Origin of the sequence: Pseudomonas umsongensis (genome assembly GCF_002236105.1) — a bacterium.
In the GTDB taxonomy this organism is placed as follows: domain Bacteria; phylum Pseudomonadota; class Gammaproteobacteria; order Pseudomonadales; family Pseudomonadaceae; genus Aquipseudomonas; species Aquipseudomonas umsongensis.
Genome location: NZ_NIWU01000001.1, coordinates 326,599 through 348,994 on the forward strand (window position 1 = coordinate 326,599; position 22,396 = coordinate 348,994).

The window sequence follows — 22,396 nt, forward strand, 5'->3', positions numbered from 1 at the left end:
CAATAGGTACAGTTTAGTATTACGGCTCCCATCCAAGAAACTTGAATCGCAACGGTTGTACAGGTGCCTATTGAAGTTCGACGGCTACCGCATCATGGCGCGTATCGACCATGACGAGGTCAAGCTCTTCACTCGCAACGGCCACGACTGGACCCACAAGCTGCCCGACCAGGCCAAGGCGCTGGCGGGGCTGGGCCTGGAATCGGCCTGGCTGGACGGCGAAATGGTGGTGGCCAACGAGCAGGGCGTTCCGGACTTCCAGGCTTTGCAGAATGTCTTCGAAGCGGGCCGCAGTGGGAATATCCTCTACTACCTGTTTGATTTGCCCTATCTCAATGGAGTGGACCTGCGCGAAGTGCCCGTCGAGGAGCGCAGGGCGGCGCTCTCGACCGTGCTCAAAACCAGCAAAGACCCATTGCTGCGCTTCTCCGACGCCTTTGGCGAAGACCCGGAAGCCCTGCTCAATAGCGCCTGCCAGATGCAAATGGAAGGCCTCATCGGCAAACGCCTGGGGTCGCCCTATGTATCGCGGCGCAGCAGTGACTGGGTCAAACTCAAATGCAAGCATCGACAGGAATTCGTCATCGTCGGCTTTACCGACCCCAAAGGTTCACGCAGTGCCTTCGGTGCGTTGCTCTTGGGGTTGCACGACCGCGACAGCGGTGAGTTGCGATACGCAGGCAAGGTCGGCACCGGGTTCACCGAGGCAACGCTCAACAGCATTCATCAACAACTCAAGCCCTTGCAGACGAAAAAAGCCGCCGTGGTCAACCCGCCCAGCGGTGCCGAGTTCAAGGCTGTGCATTGGCTCAAACCCAGCCTGCTGGCGGAAGTGGCCTTTGCCGAAATGACCAAGGACGGTTCGGTGCGCCATGCGGTGTTCCATGGTCTGCGCGATGACAAGCCCGCCAAAGACATTACCGAGGAGCGACCGACTGCCGTGAAAACTACCCCCGCGAAAAAAACCGTCGCCAAACCGACGACCTCGAAGAAGAAAGTCGAACCAGCACCCTCTCAAGTCGGTCTTGAGCAGGGCAAGGTACGCATCACCCACCCCGACCGGGTGATCGACGCCAGCACGGGCGCGACCAAAGTGCAGCTGGCGCAGTACTACGCCAGTGTTGCCGAATGGATTCTGCCTCAGCTCAAGGACCGACCCGTGGCGCTGGTGCGTGCACCGGATGGCATCGCTGGCGAACTGTTTTTCCAGAAAAACGCCGAACGCCTGGCGATCCCCGGCATCACTACCCTCGACCAGCAACTCACAGGCCAGCCGATGATGGTGATCAACAACGCCGAAGCCTTGATTGGTGCGGTGCAGATGAGCACGGTCGAGCTGCACACCTGGAACGCCACCACCGACAACCTCGACAAACCCGACCGCTTCGTCCTCGACCTCGACCCGGACCCGGCGCTGCCATGGAAGCGCATGGTCGAGGCCACTCAGTTGACCCTGACGGTGCTCGACGAACTGGGACTCAAGGCGTTCCTCAAGACCAGCGGCGGCAAGGGTATCCACCTGGTAGTGCCGCTAACTCGCAAGCACGGCTGGGATGAGGTCAAGGACTTCAGCCACGCCATTGTCAGCCACATGGCCAAGATGCTGCCGGAGCGTTTTTCTGCTGTTTCGGGGCCGAAGAACCGGGTAGGGCGGATCTTCATCGACTACCTGCGTAATGGCTTGGGCGCCACGACCATCTGCGCCTACGCCGTGCGTACCCGCGAAGGATTGCCGGTGTCGATGCCGATTTTTCGGGAAGAAGTCCCTACGCTCAAGGGCGGCAACCAGTGGAACATCCACAACGCGCATGAACGCCTGGCCGAAGTGGGCGATGAGCCTTGGGCGGACCTGAAGAAAACCCGGCAGACGATTACAGCCGAGATGCGACGGCGAGTGGGAATGAAGTAGTAGCTGCCGCAGGCTGCGATCTTTTGATCTTGAAAAAACAGAATCAAAAGATCGCAGCCTGCGGCAACGCCTACAGCACTTGCGTTATTTTATGAAGGCCTGGAAGTCGCTACCCAACTTGTCGATCGCCGCCTTGAAATCCTGCGCGGTGATTTTCTGGCTTTCGTTTGACAGCTGTTTGCCGAACACCTTGCGCACCACCTTGGCCACGGTCTGGTTGCTTTTCGCGTCGATGAACTCTGCTTCGATAAACAGTTCGGTGTCCTGGTCCCGATGACCGGTGGCGGCCTGTGTCGCACCGACGACAGCGGCGATGGGCACTACTTCATACCATTTCATCCCTTCGTTGGAAGCGCTCACACCGGTGATGGCGGCGCGCATGACCAGGGTTTTCGCTCCCTTGGGTGCGGCGCTTGGACTGGAAACCACGCGGTACTTCTGCCCCAGTGTCGACTTGGCTTTGCTGGTCATGTAGTTCTGGATGTCATTGAGGGTCTGCTGGTTGACCCGCTCGTTGGGCTTGGGGGCCGGGTAGAGCTCCAGGCGGTTGAACGCCACCGTGTCATAGGCGTCGGGGTTCCACGATGGGCTGACCCAGCGCATCGCCGTGCCACCGCTGGGCGTTTCGACTTCCTGAAGGTTGTTGTAGTTGGACAGGTAGCCGGAGTACTGCTCCCGCTCGGTGACTTTCGAGGTACAACCGCCGAGCAGAAGCCCGGCCAAGGCAGTGCCGACAAGCAATTTACGGGACAGGTTCATAGTGCGGTGTGCTCCTTGGGTAATTCGTCTAAGCGTAGTCAGATAATCAGAAACGCCAAGTCATGTTCCCGGTCACGGCTTGAATCCAGGTATTGTCGAATTGACCGGAAATTCTATTGCGAGACAGGTCCTTGCTCTGGTCAACCGGCATGTCGCCCATCCAGACCATGGCCCAACTGAGGTTGACGTCGGTGTCTTTGTTCAGCGCATAGGTGGCGCCCGTCGCAATGCGCCAGGATTCGGCCATGGGCACGATCACCGAACGCTTGCTGTCGGACACGGCACTGCTGTCGTAAGCCACACCGACGTTCCACAGCCACTGCTCGGTGGCCTGGTATTGCGCGCCGAGTGACAGGTGCCAGGTGTCCTTGAAACCGGCGTCGATGTTGGTGGATCGGGCATCGTTTGCCGAGGTGTCGACCTGGACGCCGATATCGCCGAATTCCGACCAGTCCTGCCAGTTGATCGAGGCCAGCAGCGCCCATTGCCGGTCCAGTTGCTGGAACAGGCTCAGGGTCACGGTTTGCGGCACGGTGATATCAAGTTCGGTGTTGGTACCATCCAGACGTTGCAGTAGCGGTCCGTTTCCCTTGATGTCCAGCCCGTCCTCGAACTCCAGGTCGACCTTGCTGGTGTAGGTCAGTCCGATGCGGGTGCCAGGTTGCGGGGCGTAGATTACCCCGACGTTGGCGCCGAAGCCCCAATCCTTGTCCTTGTATTTGAACTGGCCGTCGCCGCGTTCGGTGAAGCCGAAGGGCGAGCGGTCAATCGCGGTCTGGGCCTGGAGCATGCCGTACATGGCTTTGACGCCGACACCCACCGACCACTGATCGTTGAAGCGGTACGCCACGCTGGGCACCAGCGACAGGCCGAGCAGGCTGGAATTCTGCGAAAAGTAGCGCCCCGACCAGTCATTGTCGTAATTGACCGCCAACCCGAAGTCGCCGTACTGGCCGAACCCCACGCTCCAGTGGTCGTCCAGTTCATGGCTGACGAAAAAACTGCCACCGGGCAACGGATCAAGGGCGTTGCCGCTGCCACTCCCGGAGACGTTGGTGCTGTCGTCGCGATCGAACGAAATATCACCGTAGAGCACCTGCAAGCCGGCGGTGATCTGCGTGCCTGGCAAGTAGCTCATGCCCGCCGGGTTGCTGGCGATGGTGGAAGGGCCCTGGGCCCGGGCGGCGGCGCCGGCGTTGGCCAGGCCGACGTTATCGGTGCCGACTTCGTATAGCATGATGCCGCCAGCCTGTACCTGCTGGCAGCACAGAGCGAGCAATGAGACGGCGGGTAGGGCGCAATTTTTCAGCTGCATGGGGTCACCTTTGTGCATTCCCATTACGGACACCGGTGGCTGTCGCCATCGACCGGTGTCAACTCCCCTGAGAGCAGTCAACTGACTGCCATGAAATTTGTTTCCCACGCGAAAGAGCGTAGGTAGGTCTCGAGAAATATCCAGTAATTAGTGAGTTAAAACCGATAGTTCACGCTAAGGCTCAAGGAGCGTTTCCAGGGGGCTCAACGCGTTCTGCCGCATCGCTTCGAATCGAGGCGGCGAGCAGGTCTCGCCGCCTCGAGACCATTACCTGCCGGCAGCGGCTGCCAGCAACGGGGCTATCTGTTCGTCAGTCAGTGCCGCCTGGACCTCCATGGTCATCAGGTCGCTCCATTGCAGTACCCACTTCTGGATCGGTACCGGATCATTGGCCTCGGCCACGCCAAAACCGGCTGCGCCACCCACGGCGTGCCAGCGTCCGAGCATCTTGACGCCTTCCGGTGGCGCGCCACCGGTCTTGAGAAAGCGCTCGATCGCGCTGTTGCGATTGGCCGAACTGATTTTCCAGCTGACGATGAACAACATCTGCCACCTCCTTCCAGGGATTGGCACCTGCCTGTCTTCGCGCACCGGGTTGGCGCCGGGACCTCGGTCACGTTTGCCTTGCCAGTGTCATCCTGTCTGGCCTGAAACGATTGCTCCCTGCAGAAGGCATAGCAGCGCCACGCACTTCACGTACGACCGCCGATCCTCTTTTACAGGGGGTGTATGGCAGCTGTCTCAGCGCTGAAACAGACGATCAGGTGTCACGCAACAGGTCGTTGGCGTTGAGCAGCTCGAAGGCGATTTGCGGGCGCTTCTCCATGGCCCGGCGAATCGCCGCCGGGATCGCTGCCCGGGTCTTGCGGCATAGTCCTGGCAGTTCGTCGATGTGAATGCCGATGCCGCGCATGGTCCGCACTTCATTGAAACCGGGAGCGATGTTCACGCGAATGCCCAACTGCTCGAACATCCGCCGTTGCAGGTGTTCGAGGTCCTGGAGGCTTTGCAGGTTTTCCAGGCGTTCGACAAGGCGTTTTTCTTCCGCGCGGGTCAGGAACAGGATGCGCACATCCGCACCCGGTGTTTCCAGCAGCGGGTCACGCCCGCAGTCGCAGGCGCCGGGCGGGCAGGGTTGGCGGATCGGGGCAGAGGTGATCATGGGATTCAATCATAGAGCGCAGTGATCGAATTTGCCCATAGGTAATGTGATCCCTGTAGGAGCGAGCCTGCTCGCGATGGACGTCAACGATGACGCGGGCTGTCTGGATGCCCGCGTTGTCTGGACGTTATTCGCGAGCATGCTCGCTCCTACAGGGGGGTTGCGGGTCCCTGTTATTTCAGTACCAGCATCCGATAAACCCCGGCCTCGGCTTCGATCCCGTGGGTGTCATGGGTGAACCCCGGGAAGGACCTGTCGAAGGCTTCCAGTGCCTTGAGATAGGCCAGCAGCGGCCCGTCGGCAGCCCCGGCGTTCTCACCCGGCATCAGCAAGGGAATGCCCGGCGGATACGGCACGATGCCCGTGGCGGCAATGCGCCCGGCGGCTTGTTCCAGGGTGACCAGTTCGATGTCGTTGCGCACCAGTTTCTCGTAGGCCTCCACCGGGCTGAAGACGGCTTGCGGTAGCGTGCCGAACGCCTGGGCCATGGCCGAGGTGGTCTTGTGTAACTTCATGGCGGCGAAGATTTCGTCCGCCAGGTCCTTCAGGCCCATGCCGGCGTAACGGGTCTGGTTACCGGCCAGCAGGTCAGGCAGGCACAGCTCCAGTTCGACGTTGTCGTCATAGTCGCGCTTGAAGTCCAGCAGCGCGTTGACCAGCGTGCCCCATTTGCCCTTGGTGATGCCGATGGAGAACAGGAACAGGATTGTGAAGTCGGTGGTTTTCTCGACGACGATGCCCTGGCGTCCGAGGTACGCCGTCAGTACACAGGCCGGGATGCCCGTGGCCAGCAGGTTGCCGTCGTCGCCCATGCCAGGGCTGAGCACCGAGACCTTGATCGGGTCGAGCATGCAGTAGCCTTCCTCGATGTCGCCAAAGCCGTGCCACACCTCGTTGGGGTGCAGGACCCAGCATTTGGGCTCGGTCTTGAGCAGCAGCGGATCGACTTCGTGGAACGGCACCGTGGCATTGCCCACTTGCACGGTGGGCGGCTGCCAGCAGGTGAAGAACCAGTCGTCCTTGCTCGACATCTCGTGGTGCATGCGTGAGATGACCTGGCGGAAAGACACGGCCTCTTCTATGGATTCGCTGGTGAGGATCTGCCCGCTGGGCGCTTCCATCATCGCCGAGCTGACATCGCAGGAGGCCATGATCGCGTAGTTGGGCGAGGTCGAGGCGTGCATCATGTACGACTCGTTGAAGCGTCCGTGCTCGATCGGGTTACGGCCGTTGCGCACGTGAATCATCGAGGCCTGCGACAGGGCCGCCAGCAACTTGTGGGTCGACTGGGTGGCGAATACGGTCGGCTTCGAAGCATCGTGGTCGTCCGGGCTGCCGTGCATGGCGTGGCGGTCTTGGTACAGCGGGTTGAAGCGCGCATAACCGTACCAGGCTTCGTCGAAATGCAGGCGGTCGACACTCTGGCCCAGCAGTTCTTCGACGCGGGTGACGTTGTAGGTCAGGCCGTCGTAGGTGGAGTTGGTGATGATCGCGTGGACCGGCGTCGGATCGATGCCTTCCTTGACCAGTGGGTTGTTGGCGATGGCCGCTTTCACGCCCTCGCTGCTCAGGGTTTGCGGGAGGATCGGGCCGATGATGCCGTAGCGGTTACGCGTCGGTACCAGATAGGTCGGCAGCGCCCCCGAAAGGGTCATCGCATGCTCGGCGGACTTGTGGCAATTGCGGTCGCACAGGGCGATCTGGTTACGCGTGACGCTGGCCATGAGGATCACGCGGTTGGACATCGACGAACCGTTGGTCACGTAATACGTGCGATGGGCACCGAACACCTTGGCCGCATAGCGCTCGCCCTGGCCGATGGGGCCACTGTGATCGAGCAGCGAACCGAGTTCACCGACCGAGATCGACAGGTCGGAACGCAGCAGGTTTTCCCCGAAGAACTCGTAGAACGCCCGTCCCGCCGTGCTTTTCAGAAATGCCGTGCCACCGGCATGACCGGGGGTGTGCCAGGAATATTCATAGGACCGGGCAAACTTCACCAGTGCGCCGAACATGGGCGGCAGGGCGGCCTGGCGATAGCGTTCGATGGCCGCCAGGATACGTCCGCTGAGGAAGCGGCTGGTGTCTTCCGGCAGCCAGATGAAGTCGTCGGCGTGTTGCATGACCAGGAGCGGAATGCTCGACGCGGTAGTGCGGTCGCTGATCAGGAACACCGGCACGCGCGTGTTGCGCTCGCGCAGCTTGACCAGCAACTTGATGCAGTCGTCGTGACCTTCGCTGGTGTCCATTTCCCAGCTGATCAGCACGCATTGAACGGCCGGGTCCGAACGCAGGATCGACGCGGCATCGCTGAGGCTTTCCGAGGCCAGTACGCTGACGCCACGTCCCTCTACGTCACTGACCAATTGAGTCAGGGCGCGACCAAACACCGTGCGCTTGTCCGCTGGGTTGCTGACCACCAGCGCGAGCATCCCGAGTGAGTGTTTATATTCCGTCATGCGTGAATCTCCAGAGTGGCTTTTTTCAGGCTATTCACCGGCACCGGTTGGCCAGTGATGTGCTGCGCGCTGACTGTTTGTGTCGGCACGCTGTTGTTGAGTGCTTCAAGGCGAATCAGGCGGTTGTTGACGAAACCGAACAGGGTGTAGCCGAAAATGGTCGCCACACCGCCGAGCATCAGCGCCTGTTCGCCGGAACTATAGAGCGCCAGGTAGCTGTAGGCCGCCGCCACCCAGGCAATGATGTTGGTAGCCAGCGCCTTGCCGGCGGGTACGTTGGAGACCTTTTGCATGGTCATCAACGCGGCCATGGAGAGGATGTACGGCACCAGGTTGGTGACCACCGCGAGGTTGACCAGGGTGTCGAACTGTTTACTGAGGTCCGGGCTGATGGTGAGGAAACCCAGGGCCGTCTGCGCCGCCAGCAGCACCAGCATGCCGACGATGGGCGTCCCGGCCTTGTTGGCCTTGGCGAAGATCGACAGGAAGTAACCGGTGTCCGCCGAGCTCTTGTAGACCTGGGCAATGGTGAACTGCCAACCCAGCAGCGAGCCGATGCAGGCCAATACCATCGCGGCCATCACAATGTCGCCAACCAGTGGGGTGAACATCTTCGCGAAGACCAGGCCGAACGGTGCGGTGGAGGCGGCCAGTTCCGGGTTATCGACGATGCCGGCAATCACGTTGGTGGAAACGATGTAGATCACTGCCGCACCCAGGGTGCCGCCGAGCACCGCAATCGGTACGTTCTTCTCGGGGTTTTCCACCGCATCGGTGTTGGCACATGCTGACTCAAGGCCCAGGAATGCCCACAAGGTGATCGCCACCGAGGCCCCCGCGGCGTCGTACCAGGCCATGTTGTGCGGGTTCCAGCCGGCGGCATACACGCTGCTGTCGAACCAGAACCAGCCAATGGTCGACACCAGCACTACCGGCGCAATCACGCCCCATACGGTGACTGCGCCAATGCGACCAGTAATTCGCGCACCGCCAAAGTTGGCGAACGTGGTGATCCACAGTAATGCGATGGTCGCCAGGCCCACTTGCAGTGAGTCCAGTTCAATGTGGAACAGTTCCTGGATGTAGCCGACCGCGGTAATGCTGATCGCCACGTTGGCAATCAGCAACGAGAGACCATAGGTGTAGTTGGTGATGTAGTTACCGGCCTTGCCGAAGGTGTATTCGGCATATCCCCCCATGCCGCCGGTTTTTCGACTGAGCATCCCACATCGCGCAAAGGCGTAGGCCAATGCCAGTGAACCGGTGGCTGTAATCAACCAGGAAAGAATTGAAATCGACCCGACTTCCGCCAGTTTCGACGGTAGTAGCACAATGCCTGAGCCCAACATGTTGACCGCGGTCAACATCGTCAGTTGCCCCACACTCATTTTCTTTGCGACTGACATTCCGTTGCCTCATTAGTTGGCGGTGAGAGCTTAGCTATAGCAAAGTTTTGAAATGTCGCAAGAAAATGACTTTCGGTTACTGACGCAAGTCAATCAATTGAATAGAAGGCATTATGCTGGCCCCCAGATTTCTCGCGTGTTGCCAGAATCGCTTTATTTTCAGGCGGTTAGGTGGAATGCAAATGCGCAATGTCTGGGTCGCGCTGATCTCTTTCAGCGTTGCGGGTCTTACAGTTTCTGCCCAGGCCAGGGAACTGAAGCCCGGTGATACTTATATATGCAGTTGGGGTGCAGGGACGGCGGCAAGAGCCCAGGAACTCAAGTTGTCCGGGGTTTCGCTGTATGCGGCACGGCAAAAAATCCAGGCGTACAAGTTTGCCAAGCCATGGATGCGGATGATGGCAATGGGCATTACCGAACAAACTTATGACAGCCCGACACGGCTCAAGCCGGCGGCGGTCCGGCAGAGTTTTTATGACGATTGTGTGAAGTACAAGTTGGCGAGTAGGCGCGAGCATGCTCGCGAAAAACTTTAGAACACCGCGGGGTGTCAAGCTCCCCGCGTAATCGTGGACCTTCATCGCGAGCCTGCTCGCGCCTGCAAAGTTTGCGTGTTGCAGGAGGGCCTTTGTCGGATCGGGCGCTGGGTCGGGCACCGCCGTCTATATTGAATGCCTGGCACCAAGCCGGAAGACTGATTCACCTGACAATGCATAAACCTCAATTCAATCAGGAGATCATCATGACCCAGCTCGACAAAGTCCTGTACACCGCAAAAACCCATACCACCGGCGGCCGGGACGGCGCCTCGCGCAGTTCCGACGGCATCCTGGACATCAAGCTGTCGTCGCCGGGCGCAGGCGGCGGTGGCACTAATCCGGAGCAGTTGTTCGCCGCCGGTTGGTCAGCCTGCTTCATTGGCGCGATGGGCGTGGCTGCCAAAGAACTGAAAGTGGCATTGCCCAAGGACGTGGCCGTCGATGCCGAGGTGGACTTGGGTACCAATGAAGGCGGCTATCTTCTGCAGGCCCGGCTGAATGTGAGCCTGCCGGGGCTGGACCGCGAAACCGCACAGAAACTGGTCGACACCGGGCACAAGTATTGCCCGTACTCCAAGGCCACCCGCAACAACATCAACGTGACATTGAAGTTGGTCTGATTTGAGATATAAAACGCGCTTGGCGACTGCTTGGAGAAGCAATGTCGCCAAGACTCAATAAATATTAAATGATCAACAATGGGTTGTTAGTGTCGCAATGTTTGGAGGCTAAGTTGACCCGGAGAGCACAGGGGTCTTCCTGTGCCCGGGATGCTTGAAATCGACAAGCCCTGAAAATAGTATGACTGTTTGTTGGCGGGCAGCCCTCTCGCGATTGACCCCGCTTTTTACTCCACGACAACTAGTGGATCCAATTATAAGTGTCAACGCTCATGTAATCCAACGAACTCAGCTGTCATGGGCCTCAACGCGTAAGTTGATGACCGATCATCCATGTCGGTGGCGTTCGATGCCGCTACCGCCTGTCGGTGCTGTGGTTAAAAAATGAACATTTTCGCGCTGTAGGCCTCAGATCCTGCAGCACGGCATCCATGGCCGGCTCTCGCAATCGAAAAAAAGAAGCGGAATTAGAACCTCAAATGCAATTAATGCAGATGGGGATTTTTTTACCCGAAAATTGAGAGGTAGTAACTAAGATGTCATCAACTCCCTTACTGATCCAATAGGATATCAATAATAATCTATTGGTCGGTTTTCCTGTATGAGCAAGGTCGAGCGGAAAAGCCTGCTGACTGACCGATCTGTACTGTCGAATAAGGTGGAGAGATACCCGTGACGATAAATACAATTATGAGCCTGATCGAACATAAAGAATTCATGGAGTTTTTACGGCTGGGCGTTGTTTACGTTCATTTGCTCGCCTGTTGTGTGGCGATAGGTTTGGTGTTGACCAGTGATATTGCAATGGTCAGGGATATATTGAAGCGCACAATGTTCACTGAACATGACAATGCGCACATGGAAAGTCTTCAGAAGTCTGTCGTGGTTGCGTTGATCTGTCTATGGGTGACAGGCACTGCCATCATCGGCATCGACTACCTCGACAAAGGCCTGGAGTACTTCATGAATCCGAAGCTTCACGCCAAGGTGATCATTGTCGTGCTGCTGACCTATAACGGCATCCTGCTGCACCGACTCGTATTGCCGGCCCTGCAAAAGGCAGGCTCCTTGCTCGACCTCGAATTCAGCGCCCGAATGCTTGCCCTGTTTTGTGGGGCACTATCGGCGGTGTCGTGGCTGTACGCCGCCATGCTCGGCGTCGGCCGTCCTTTGGCCTGGAAATACTCGCTCTCCGATCTGTTGATGGCATACCCGGTTCTGATCATGCTCGGCTTCTTGACGATGCTGGCGCTGACTCAGCGAGCCAAGCGCCACAACACGTCCATCGCGCCGCAATGGGCGACGGCCGGCACGCATTGACAGGGTGATGCGCGAGCGCCTGGCGCGTTGGCGCAGAAGTGGAAAAAGGTCCTGGCGCCAGATTTTGCGGAGTAATGTCGCCAGGACCTGAAAGCATCCGCCGCACAGGCCATGTGTCACAACCCCGACAGGGAGTTCGTGGGGCGCCAAGGGGCACCCTTGGGCCTGCTGTGCATCGGGGCGATGCTGGCCGGCCTCATCGGGCTCAAACGGTTGCAGTCGAATCCAGGCTCGATCTTCGTTGACAGGCAGGCTCGCCGGCGGAGATGGCCTTGAGTGAGTGTGTTTTTTGCCGCTGTGCACCTGCAACGACAGGGGCTAGACTGCCGCGATAAAACCAAAATAACGACGTGACCTGCCTTGTATGAAAATCCACCCGTTACCCCCCCTCAACAGCTTGGTCGCGTTTGAAGCGGCAGCGCGCCATTTGAGTTTTACCCTGGCGGCACAAGAATTGAACGTCACCCAAGGGGCAATCAGTCGACAAGTCCGCCTGCTTGAAGACTACTTGGGCAAGGTCCTGTTCGAACGCACCACCCGCACGATTCACCTGAGCCCGGCAGCCAGCCAATACTACGAGACGGTCCGTGCGTCACTGCTGCAGGTTGCCCAGGCTACCGGTGAAATTCGCCATTGGCAGGGCGCCGAGCAGGTGACGGTCGCCACCAGTACGGCGATGGCTTCACTGTGGCTGTTGCCAAAAGTGAGTGAGTTTCAACGCGAGAACGAAGAGATCGATCTTCGAATCATCGCCCATGACCAGGTCAAGGATTTCTCTCGCCTCGATTGTGACCTGGCCTTGTATTACTGCCGGACACCGCCCAGGGACATGCAGGTCACGCCGTTGTTTTCCGAAGAGGTGTTCCCGGTGTGCAGCCCCGCTTACCTGGCCAGGCATCCGGCCTTGAACAAGCCCGAGGACCTTGCTGCCTGCACCTGGTTGTTCCTCGACGACCCCCAGCGTGACTGGATTGGCTGGCCCGAATGGTTCCGCAACCTGGGCCTGAAAAGCGTCGAACCCAAACGCCGGATCAATATCAATAGCTATTCGATGCTGATCCAGTCTGCTATCAGCGGACAGGGTATCGCGCTGGCCTGGTCCAACCTGGTCGACGATTACCTGCATACGGGGGCCTTGGTGCGACCGCTCGACACGGTTTTGTGCACCGATGCGCAGTTCTGCTTGCTGGAGCCCTTGGCGCGTGGCGGTATGCGGCAAAGTGTAAAACGCTTTCGCAGTTGGCTGATGAATCAACTTCCAGCGCCGCAGGACACCAAGTAACGAAGTGGTCATGGCTAATCGTCAGTCGAACTGAATCACCTTCAGTTTTAATCCCTCGAACCCTCGGTATTTTCAATGCCGAGCGGCCACATTGCATGCGCTGACTTCCTGATTATTTATGACAGAAAGTCATGAATGGCGCCGGAAATATCGTTTGTCGAGCCCCCTCTGTTTTCCCAAACTTGCTGCCAGCGGACCTTGGCCCATGTGCCTGCCGACCCTTCAATACCGTGCCCAGCAGGGGAGAACAATAATGAGCAGCATCCAGCAAATTCCTGTGCATCAACTTGAAACCGTCCTTAATCCGATTCATGAAGCGACCGGCCTCGGCAACGAGTTCTACACCGAACAACGCTACTTCGAGCTCGAGCGCGATCAGGTCATGGGTAAAACCTGGGCGTGTGTCGGTTTCGCCAGCGACCTGGGCAAGGCCGGTTCGGTCAAGCCTGTCGATTTCATGGGGTTGCCGTTGCTGCTGATGCGCAACCGTGAAGGCCTGGTGCAGGTGTTCCATAACGTTTGCAGCCACCGCGGCATGAAGCTGGTGGAGGAGGCCGGTGAGGTACAAGGCGTCATCCGTTGCCCTTACCATTCCTGGACCTACGACCTCAACGGCGGCCTGCGTGGCACGCCCCATGTCGGCGGCATCGACCAGCACAAGGACGAACGCTTCGCCTGTGAAAAACATGGCCTGAAAGCCATCCGCAGCGCGATCTGGATGGACATGGTGTTCATCAACCTGTCCGGTGAAGCACAACCGCTCGAGGACATGCTGGCGCCCCTGACCCAACGCTGGACGCAGTTTCTCGGCGAAGACGGCATGAGCCTGCTGCGCCGCCGCCCTGGCCATGACGCCACGACGCTGGACATCAACTGCAACTGGAAGCTGGCGGTCGAGAATTACTGCGAGGCCTATCACCTGCCGTGGGTGCACCCGAGCCTGAACTCGTACTCGCGCCTGGAAGACCACTACAACATCATTTTCGACCAGCACTTCGCCGGCCAGGGCAGCTACGCCTACAACCTGTCGGACGTCGCCGGCACGCATTTGCCGAAATTTCCCGCCTGGCCGCTGGATCGCCTGCGCAACGCCGAGTATGTCGCGTTCTTCCCTAACGTCCTGCTCGGCATCCAGGCTGACCATGCCTTCGCCATGCAGCTGGAGCCGGTTTCGCCGGGACGCACGATCGAACATTTGCGCCTGTTCTATGTGGGCGACGACGCCGCCACCAGCGAGGAGTTCAGCGCTTGCCGCGAGGCGATCCTGGAGTCCTGGAAAGTGGTGTTCGCTGAAGACATCAGCTCGGTCGAAGGCATGCAGAAAGGCCGTCATTCCCCAGGCTACAGGGGTGGGGCGTTCTCTCCGGAAATGGACATTCCGACGCATTTCTTCCACCAGTGGGCCGCCCGTCAACTGCTCGCCACCACGCCGTCTGCCTGAGGAGGTTGTCCCATGTATCCGATAGCCTCTCACTGGCTCAATTACATCGACGGTCAATGGTGCGACAGCGCCCAGCGCCTGGCGGTCAACAACCCCGGTACGGCGGAGCCGCTCGCGACCATCGCCCAGGCCACCGTCGACGATGCCGAGCGCGCATTGCTGGCTGCCCGCCGCTGTGCCGACAGCGGTGAGTTGAACCGTGTGCGTCCGGCGCAGCGCGTCACCTGGTTGCTGCGCATTGCCGAGGAAATTCGCGCCGTGGCCGATGAGGGCGCCTGGGTGCTGTGCCAGGAAAACGGCAAGCGCCTGAGCGATGCCCGGGACGAGTTCATCGAGGCGGCGCGCTACTTCGAGTATTACGCCGGCATGGCCGACAAGATCGAGGGCACGTCGATCCCGTTGGGCAATGGCTACATGGACTTTACCCTGTACGACCCGATGGGCGTTTCGGCACAGATCGTTCCGTGGAACTTCCCGGTGTCGATCTGCGCCCGTTCGCTGGCGCCGGCCCTGGCGGCGGGCAATGCGGTGGTCATCAAGTCCCCCGAGCTTTCACCGCTGGGCATGTGCGTACTAATCCGCGCTATTGCCAAGGCCGGCTTGCCCGACGGTGCGGTCAACCTGATTTGCGGCCGCGGCCGCGAAGTCGGCGCGTATCTGGTCAGCCATCGTGCTGTCGACCAGATCGTGTTCACCGGTTCTGTACCAACGGGCCAGTCGATCCTGCGCGATGCCGCGCAGCATGCGATTCCCAGTGTAATGGAGCTGGGCGGCAAGTCCGCGGCGATCGCCTTTTCCGATGCAAACCGCGAGCAACTGCTGGCCAGCGTCCAGTCGGGCATTTTCTTCAACGCCGGCCAGGTCTGTTCGGCGATGTCGCGCCTGTTGGTGCAACGCGACATTTATGAAGAGGTAGTCGAGGCCGTCGTCGCCATGGCCGAGGGGCTCAGCGTCGGCCTGGGGCAGGACAACGCAGACCTCACCCCCGTGGTCAGCGCCGGGCAACTGGCGGGTATCGAAGCCTTGTGCCGCCGCGCAGTGGAAGACGGCGCGGTGGCGGTCACCGGTGGTGAAGCATTCGCTGACCGGGCCGGGCATTTCATGCGCCCGACCGTGTTCCGCGACGTTACCCCGCAGATGTGCATTGCCCAGGAAGAAGTGTTCGGGCCAGTCCTGGCGATCCTGCCGTTCGACACCGAAGAAGAGGCGATTGCCATCGCCAATGGCACTGAATTCGGCCTGGTGGCCGGCGTGTTCACCCAGGACATCAGCCGCGCCATGCGCTGCACGCGTCGCCTGAAATCCGGCCAGGTGTTCGTCAACGAATGGTATGCCGGTGGCATTGAAACGCCTTTTGGCGGCGTTGGGTTGTCAGGCTTTGGCCGGGAAAAGGGCCAGGAAGCCTTGTACAGCTATGTGCGCACCAAAAACGTGGCGATCCGGGTCGCCGGGGAGTGAGTAGCATGTTCAAGACTTGGCTTTGCATCGTGTGTGGCCTGATTTACGACGAAGCACTGGGATGGCCGCAGGACGGCATCGTCGCCGGCACCCGCTGGGAAGATGTCCCCGAAGACTGGATGTGCCCTGAATGCCACGTGGGCAAGTCTGATTTCGATATGCTCGATATCAGTGAGTACACTCAGGCGGCCACGGTTGCCAGCGTGCCGGTCAGCGCGCCACCGCTGGCTGTTGCCGCGCCGTCGCCACGCCAGCCGATCGTCATCATCGGCAGCGGTTATGCCGGTTACGGCCTGGCCCAGGCGTTGCGCAAGGCCGACCCCAAGGTCGAGATCCGCGTGCTGACCCAGGAGTCCGGTCACCTGTACTCCAAGCCCGCGCTTTCGATCGGGTTGTCCCAGGGCAAGAGCGCCGAAGCCTTGTCCGGCGAAACGCCACTGGCCATCGAGCAGCGTCTGAACCTGCGGGTTTATCCGCACTGCAAGGTGCTGGGCATCGACAGTACGGCACGGCGCCTGCGCACCAGTTTCGGTGACATGGAATACGGCCAGTTGGTCCTCGCCAGCGGTGCGCAACCGATTCGCTTGCCGATCCAGGGCGATACTTCAGCGCTGATCAGCGTCAACAATCTGCAGGACTACCAGGGGTTTCGTGAGCGCCTGGGCGGCGTGCGGCGCGTCGCCATTCTCGGGGACGGCCTGATCGGCTGCGAGTTTGCCAACGATCTGGCCCATAACGGTTTTGACGTCGATGTCATCGGCCTGGGCCGCTGGCCGATGGAGCGCCTGTTGCCCGCCGAGGCCGGGCAGATGCTGCAATATGCGCTGGGTGAACTCGGGGTGCGGTGGCATTTGCAGAACACGCTGCAGGCCATCGACTCCAGTGGGCAGGGCTATCGCCTGACGCTCGCCGATGGTCGCACCCTCGAGGTGGACCTGGTGTTGTCCGCCGTTGGTCTGCGCCCCGACCTGAGCCTGGCCGAGAGCGCCGGCGTGGCGGTTGGACGCGGCATTCAAGTCAACGCCCAGCTGCAAACCTCAGTACCGGGCATCTATGCCCTGGGTGACTGCATCGAGATCGGCGGGCAACTGCTGCCTTACCTGGCACCGATCAACCAGGGCATCCAGGCCCTGAGCAAAACCCTGCTCGGCCAACCGACCGCCGTCGACTACCCCTTGATGCCCGTCACGGTTAAAACCCCGGCCGCGCCGCTGTGTCTGTTGGCGCCTGCCAGCGCCTGCGAGGGTCAATGGCGCTGTACGCCGACCGAGGATGGCTTGAGTGCCGGTTTCTACGATGACCGCGGCCAGCTCAATGGTTTTGTCCTGCTTGGACGCCAAGCGCAAACGCAACGCAGCGCATTGCTGCAGTCCTGTCAGCACTCTCAGCAGGCAGTTGCCTGAGGCCAGACACATGAAAAACACGATCAACCTGCCTTACGACGATGCGAGTTGCGGCTGGTATGCAGCGTTGCCCGATCAACCGGCCTGCAGACGCCTGTCCGGCGAACAGCGTGCCGACTACGCCGTCATCGGCGCAGGCTTTGCCGGCCTGGCGGCAGCACGTCGCCTGGCCGAGCATCATCCGCAAGCCCGTATCCTGTTGGTGGATGCGCAACGGGTCGCCCATGGGGCCTCGGGGCGCAACTCGGGATTCGTGATCGACCTGCCGCACAAGTTCGCCCTCGAGCATCCGGACCCCGCGCACAAACAGCGCTTGCTATCGCTCAACCGCGCCGCGATTGCGCAGCTGCAAGGCCTGGTCGAAACCCGTGGGATCGATTGCCAGTGGTCCCATGCCGGTAAATATCAAGGCGCCGTCGGCGAGCGTGGCCTGGCTTACCTGGATCATTTCGAACGCCTGATGAGCGACCTCGGCGAACCGTTTCGCCGGGCCGATAGCGCGGAGCTGGCCAAGGTGTTGGGCACCGGCCATTATCGCGGCGCCATCTACACTCCCGGCTGCTACCTGATGCAACCGGCGGCGCTTGTCACGGGCCTGGCCCGGACCTTGCCGGCCAACGTCGAATTGCTGGAAGAATCACCCATCCAGCGGCTGGAGCGCGACGGCCGTGGCGGCTGGATCTTGCACGGCACGGCAGGGCAGATACGTACCCCGCAGTTGCTCCTGGGCACGAGCATCTTCACCCAGGAGTTCGGCTACCTGCGCAATCGCCTGTTGCCGGTCATGACCTTCGCCAGTTGGACCCGTCCCCTGACCGATGCGGAGCTGGCGACCTATGGCGGCCAACTGGACTGGGGACTGACCCCGGCGGATCACGCCGGCACCACCGTGCGCATGACCCAGGACCGCCGCCTGATTATCCGCAACACCTACAAGCACGTGCCCAAATACGGTCGCAGCACCAGCGATGCCATGCGTTCGAAAGTGCAGGATTCGCATCGCAAGGCCTTCATGGCGCGCTTCCCGCAGTTGGCGCAGGTGCCTTTCAGTCATACCTGGGGCGGCGTCTACGCCATCTCGCGTAACTTCACCAACTTCTTTGGCGAACTGGAAAACGGTGTCTACGCGTCGGCGTGCGACAACGGCGTCGGTGCCGCCTGGGGCACCATCTCCGGGACAATGCTGGCTGATCTCGCGGTGGGTGCCGAATCTGCCCAGCTCAACGATATCCGTGCGGTGACCGGCATGCCGTCGCTCAACCCGCCAGAACCCTTCCTTGGCCTTGGCGTTCGTTCGCGCATTCGCCTGGCGGCCTGGAACAGCCGGAGCGAGCTATGAGCCCGGCGGATAAAGGCAGCCGCCGGGTGCTGCGCATCGACCATCGGGACCTGGACTTTACCGTTCGAGGTGGCCCGCCAGGCGCCGCGTATGTGGCGCGAGCCCTCAGCAACGAAGTCTCGCCGAACATCGGTGTGGGTTTTGCCCGCTGGGAAGGGGCGCAAGTGGCCTGGACGGTGCTGTATGACGAGGTGATTTTCGTCATCGAAGGCTGCTTCGAGTTGCAGGTCGGCGACGAGCTGTTTGCCGTCACACCCGGCCAGTTGCTGTGGATTCCCGAAGGCACCGAACTGGTTTACGGCGGACACGCGTTGTTCGGGTATGTGGTTCACCCGGGCAACTGGAAGCAACTGCACGGTTTGGCTTGAACCACCTTTATTCAGGGAGTCGGTACGGTGATAACACTGACAAGAACCTTCGGCGCCCTCTACCTGGCCAGCTTGTTGATGCAATTGGGATCGACCTTGCTGATGACCTATCTGGCGCTGCGCCTCAATGCTTTGGGTGCAAGCGAAACGGCGGGTGGCGCGTTGATGGCCGCCAATGCCCTGGGGATGGTGCTGGGTGGCTGGGTCGGGCGCAGCCTGATCGCTCAGGTCGGGCACATTCGCACCTACGCCGCTTGCGCGGCAACGATTGCGGCGGCGGTCCTGGCCCATGAGTTCAGCACGTCCCTGGCCTTCTGGCTGGTACTGCGGGCGCTGGTGGGACTGGCCATGATGTGCCAATTGATGGTGCTGGAAAGCTGGCTCAACGACCAGGCCCGGACCGAGCAGCGCGGCGGTGTCCTGGCGCTGTACATGGTCGCCAGCTACGTCGGCATGATGCTCGGACAATTGGCCTTGAGTCTCGACGAGGGGCTGGGAATCCGTGCGCTGTTGGCTGTGGCGATGGTGTTCGCCCTGTGTTCGGTGCCGGTGGCGCTGACCCGCCGCACGCATCCCATGGCAGTACACGCGACCTCGATTGACCTGCGCTTGTTCCTGCGGCGCGTTCCACAGGCATTGGGGACGATCCTGGTGTCGGGCATGCTCAATGGCAGCTTCTACGGCCTGGCTGCGATCTATGCGAGCAAGCAAGGATTGGGCACGGCGCAGGTCGGTCAGTTCCTGGCGTTGACCATCGGTGCCGGGCTATTGGCCCAGTTGCCGTTGGGCTGGCTGTCGGACCGGCTGCCCCGGGCGAGCCTGATCCGCGCGGTGGCGGTATTGCTGGTACTCATCAGCCTGCCGCTGGGGTTCGCTCAAGCGCCATCGTTCACGACATTGCTGTGGTTCGGTGCAGGCATCGGTTTTCTGCAGTTCTGCCTGTACCCGCTGGGCGTGGCGTTGGCCAATGACAACATGGAGCCGTCCTTGCGCGTTTCGCTCTCGGGCATGCTGTTGATCACCTTTGGGGTCGGCGCCTGTATCGGGCCACTCATTGCGGGGGCGCTGATGGAAGGCTTCGGTGCGTCGAGCTTTTATTTTTTCCTCGGGGGCAGCGCCGTGTTGCTGGCCCTGTTCGTAGGGCAGGCGAAAGTCACGCTCTTGAGCGAACAGGGGGCCTGCGAAAGTACCCTGGAAACAGGCGCTTGATTGCGTCCTATTGATGCGTTTTTCTCATGAGTCGGTGACGAAAAATGGTTTGAGCGCTGGTCAGCTTTAAACGATCTTGGTGACGCTGCCAAAGGCGTAATAAACCGGAATTTACCTGCAGGTGAAACCGTCCTGGTGTCATTCGATACCAGGCGATAAGCGAACTGCGGAACATATCCAAACCCTTAAACAAAAACAAAAGGGGAAAACAATGCGTGCTCAATCCGGCCTGTTGAAAGGCCTTAATCCGAATGTGACCGTGGCTTCGATATTAGCGGTGATCATATTTGTCGTGTTCTGTGCATTTAAAGACGAGCAGGCAGCCAAGGCTTTTGAAATGGCTTCGGTGTTTATCCTGCATAACTTCAAATGGTATTACATCGCCCTGATCAGTGGCGTGCTTGGCGTACTGCTTTATATATCGATCAGCCGTTTCGGCAACTTAAAACTTGGCACCGAACAGGATATTCCCGAGTTCAGTTTCGCTTCATGGATTGCCATGCTGTTCAGCGCGGGAATGGGCATCGGACTGATTTTCTGGTCCGTGGCCGAACCCATGCTGCACTACGCCGACAACCCGTTTTCCAAGGGCTTGACGGACGAGTCCGCGACCCTGGCGATGCGCATCACCCTGTTCCACTGGGGCCTGCATCCATGGGCGATCTTCTCCATGATTGGCTTGAGCCTGGCGTACTTCGCCTACCGTAAAGGTTTGCCGCTGGCCCTGCGATCGCTGCTTTATCCGCTGATTGGCGATCGTATCTACGGCTGGATCGGCCATGTGGTCGATATCATGGGAGTGGTCATCACGGCCTTTGGCGTGTCCCAGTCCCTTGGCCTCGGTGTGGTGCAGATCAATACCGGATTGCATCAGGTATTCGGTATTCCGGTCAGTGTCGGCTTGCAGTTATCGATCATTCTGTTTGTCAGTATCGTTGCTTGTATTTCGCTGTTGGCCGGACTGTCCAAGGGAATGAAGCGTATCTCCACGCTCAATATGTACCTGTCATTCATCCTGATGCTGGCCGTGTTGGCAATTGGTCCCACCCGTTACATTCTCAACCTGATGTTTGAATCCACCGGCGACTATGTGCAAAACATAGTTGGCCTGAGTTTCTGGATGGACACGCAAAAAGACAGCGAATGGCAAAACTGGTGGACGGCGTTCTACTGGCCATGGTGGATGACCTGGGGGCCTTTTGTCGGCCTGTTCATCGCGCGCATTTCCAAAGGCCGGACCATCCGCGAACTGGTGATCGGGGCGCTGGTGGTGCCGACCCTGGTGACCATCCTGTGGATGTCGGTGTTCGGTGGCGCGGCGCTGAAAAACGAACAGCAGGACAGGCAGGCCTACCAGGCGTCCGTCGCCAGCCAGGTGGTGACCCAGGAGCAGCCGAAGTTCGAAGGCGGCACCGTGTTGCTCGCCACCAAGAAAGAAACCACCGCGGCCATGTTCACCTTGCTGCAGTCGCTCGATGGCCAGGCCATGGGTGCCGCGCTGTCGATACTGGTTTGCGTGTTGCTGGGTGTGCATTTCGTCACCACCGCGGATGCCGGCACCCAGGTTCTGTGCACCTTGTGTGCGTTGGGCAGCACCAATCCGCCGAACTGGATCAGGCTGCTCTGGTGCATTCTTGAAGGTGCCATTGCCGCAGGGTTGTTGCTGGCCGGGGGACTCAAGGCCATTCAGATGGCGAGTATCGCGGCCGGTTTGCCGATCGCCATGTTGCTGCTGGTGATGTCCTATACGCTGATCCACAGCTTGCGCAAGGAGATGCCGAGCGTGCCGGCCTGGGCCCCGGCGCTGGATCGCCTGCCGCAGCAGGGGCGTTCTTCACAAGAGGGGCGTGAAGCTCTGGCGGCCACTGCCGCCTGATGAGCCTCGCTGAGGCATGCGTGAACATACCGCAACCGTCTGCTGCCAACACAGCTGACGGTTGCGGTTTGATGACCTCCTGCAGATTTCGATCCCTGCATTCCTACGCATTCTGTTCACAGTGTTTATCCGCCAGGGCGCTGTTTGGCGCCCGGGCAATCCCCTAGCATCGTCTCTACCGAAGGAACCTGGGCCAAGGGTTCCAGAGGTACTCATCCACCCTGAACGAGACGGTGAACCCCATGAAAAGAATCGCGATTTTGCTTGCACTTAGTTGCATCGGTGCCCAGGCCTTTGCCGAAGAAAGCCATGCCAGAATCTCGGCCAATAAGCCACCGATCGAGACCTACACCTACGGTTCGAGACTGGACATCAAGAAGGTCATTTCCGTGACCGATGTCGCGCCAGAGTGTGGTCCGGTTTCGGCGCAGATGACCTACGAAGACTCCCAGGGCCTGCGCCATGTCATGCAGTATCAAGTCATGGGCACTGGGTGCTCGAACGGTTGAGTACGGCGGTGACGGTGGAGGG

The 22,396-nt window shown here is 59.9% G+C and carries 18 protein-coding genes and 1 pseudogene; 13 read left to right on the forward strand and 6 right to left on the reverse strand.

The annotated features are described in order from the left end of the window. Positions 1–70: 70 nt before the first annotated feature. Positions 71–1,909: pseudogene (gene ligD / locus PSUM_RS01525) on the forward strand (DNA ligase D); the annotation flags it as partial. Between the two features lie 84 nt (positions 1,910–1,993). Here the strand turns inward: ligD and PSUM_RS01530 are convergent. The 6 genes from PSUM_RS01530 to potE form a co-directional block, all read right to left on the reverse strand. Further along, entirely contained in the window at positions 1,994–2,668 is a 675-nt protein-coding gene (locus PSUM_RS01530; RefSeq protein WP_020798175.1) for a DUF3313 domain-containing protein, read from the reverse strand. Positions 2,669–2,714: 46 nt separating this feature from the next. After that, positions 2,715–3,983, reverse strand: a complete 1,269-nt coding sequence (locus PSUM_RS01535) for an OmpP1/FadL family transporter (RefSeq protein WP_083348839.1) — start codon at positions 3,981–3,983, stop codon at positions 2,715–2,717. Between the two features lie 267 nt (positions 3,984–4,250). Continuing rightward, positions 4,251–4,529 (reverse strand): DUF3303 domain-containing protein, encoded by a 279-nt coding sequence (locus tag PSUM_RS01540; protein ID WP_008063017.1) that lies wholly within the window; start codon positions 4,527–4,529, stop codon positions 4,251–4,253. A 214-nt stretch (positions 4,530–4,743) separates the two neighbouring features. Then, the gene (locus tag PSUM_RS01545) at positions 4,744–5,145 is read right to left on the reverse strand and encodes a hypothetical protein (protein WP_020798173.1); all 402 of its coding nucleotides are present in this window, start codon (positions 5,143–5,145) and stop codon (positions 4,744–4,746) included. 173 nt (positions 5,146–5,318) lie between these two features. Then, positions 5,319–7,604 (reverse strand): Orn/Lys/Arg family decarboxylase, encoded by a 2,286-nt coding sequence (locus PSUM_RS01550; RefSeq protein WP_020798172.1) that lies wholly within the window; start codon positions 7,602–7,604, stop codon positions 5,319–5,321. Beyond that, positions 7,601–9,010: a putrescine-ornithine antiporter gene (potE, locus tag PSUM_RS01555; protein ID WP_020798171.1), complete on the reverse strand. Its 1,410-nt coding sequence runs from the start codon at positions 9,008–9,010 to the stop codon at positions 7,601–7,603. Before potE ends, PSUM_RS01550 begins: the two co-directional genes overlap by 4 nt. 182 nt (positions 9,011–9,192) lie before the next feature. On the opposite strand from potE, the gene PSUM_RS01560 reads away from it, so the two are divergent. The 12 genes from PSUM_RS01560 (at position 9,193) to PSUM_RS01615 (ending at position 22,374) form a co-directional block, all read left to right on the forward strand. Continuing rightward, positions 9,193–9,546 carry a hypothetical protein gene (locus PSUM_RS01560; RefSeq protein ID WP_042955448.1) on the forward strand — a complete coding sequence of 118 codons (354 nt, stop codon included), beginning with the start codon at positions 9,193–9,195 and terminating at the stop codon, positions 9,544–9,546. Positions 9,547–9,752: 206 nt separating this feature from the next. Continuing rightward, on the forward strand, positions 9,753–10,169 hold the full coding sequence (locus PSUM_RS01565) for an organic hydroperoxide resistance protein (protein WP_033039169.1): 417 nt from the start codon (positions 9,753–9,755) through the stop codon (positions 10,167–10,169). A 672-nt stretch (positions 10,170–10,841) separates the two neighbouring features. Then, on the forward strand, positions 10,842–11,489 hold the full coding sequence (locus tag PSUM_RS01570) for a hypothetical protein (protein WP_033039167.1): 648 nt from the start codon (positions 10,842–10,844) through the stop codon (positions 11,487–11,489). Positions 11,490–11,853: 364 nt separating this feature from the next. Beyond that, positions 11,854–12,771: a LysR substrate-binding domain-containing protein gene (locus tag PSUM_RS01575; protein ID WP_020798167.1), complete on the forward strand. Its 918-nt coding sequence runs from the start codon at positions 11,854–11,856 to the stop codon at positions 12,769–12,771. Positions 12,772–13,024: 253 nt separating this feature from the next. Further along, positions 13,025–14,212, forward strand: a complete 1,188-nt coding sequence (locus tag PSUM_RS01580; RefSeq protein WP_020798166.1) for an aromatic ring-hydroxylating oxygenase subunit alpha — start codon at positions 13,025–13,027, stop codon at positions 14,210–14,212. 12 nt (positions 14,213–14,224) lie between these two features. Beyond that, on the forward strand, positions 14,225–15,670 hold the full coding sequence (locus PSUM_RS01585) for an aldehyde dehydrogenase family protein (protein ID WP_083348840.1): 1,446 nt from the start codon (positions 14,225–14,227) through the stop codon (positions 15,668–15,670). A 5-nt stretch (positions 15,671–15,675) separates the two neighbouring features. Then, positions 15,676–17,073: an FAD-dependent oxidoreductase gene (locus PSUM_RS01590; protein ID WP_020798163.1), complete on the forward strand. Its 1,398-nt coding sequence runs from the start codon at positions 15,676–15,678 to the stop codon at positions 17,071–17,073. Between the two features lie 10 nt (positions 17,074–17,083). Continuing rightward, positions 17,084–18,412, forward strand: a complete 1,329-nt coding sequence (locus PSUM_RS01595; RefSeq protein WP_083348841.1) for an NAD(P)/FAD-dependent oxidoreductase — start codon at positions 17,084–17,086, stop codon at positions 18,410–18,412. Further along, positions 18,409–18,780, forward strand: coding sequence for an ethanolamine utilization protein EutQ (locus PSUM_RS01600; protein ID WP_083348842.1), 372 nt, complete (start codon positions 18,409–18,411; stop codon positions 18,778–18,780). Before PSUM_RS01595 ends, PSUM_RS01600 begins: the two co-directional genes overlap by 4 nt. A gap of 27 nt (positions 18,781–18,807) precedes the next feature. Next, positions 18,808–19,989, forward strand: a complete 1,182-nt coding sequence (locus PSUM_RS01605; protein ID WP_020798160.1) for an MFS transporter — start codon at positions 18,808–18,810, stop codon at positions 19,987–19,989. Positions 19,990–20,200: 211 nt separating this feature from the next. Then, the gene (locus tag PSUM_RS01610; protein WP_083348843.1) at positions 20,201–21,865 is read left to right on the forward strand and encodes a BCCT family transporter; all 1,665 of its coding nucleotides are present in this window, start codon (positions 20,201–20,203) and stop codon (positions 21,863–21,865) included. A 242-nt stretch (positions 21,866–22,107) separates the two neighbouring features. After that, a complete protein-coding gene (locus tag PSUM_RS01615) occupies positions 22,108–22,374 on the forward strand; it encodes a DUF2790 domain-containing protein (RefSeq protein ID WP_083348844.1) in 267 nt (88 codons plus the stop codon). Positions 22,375–22,396 lie beyond the last annotated feature (22 nt).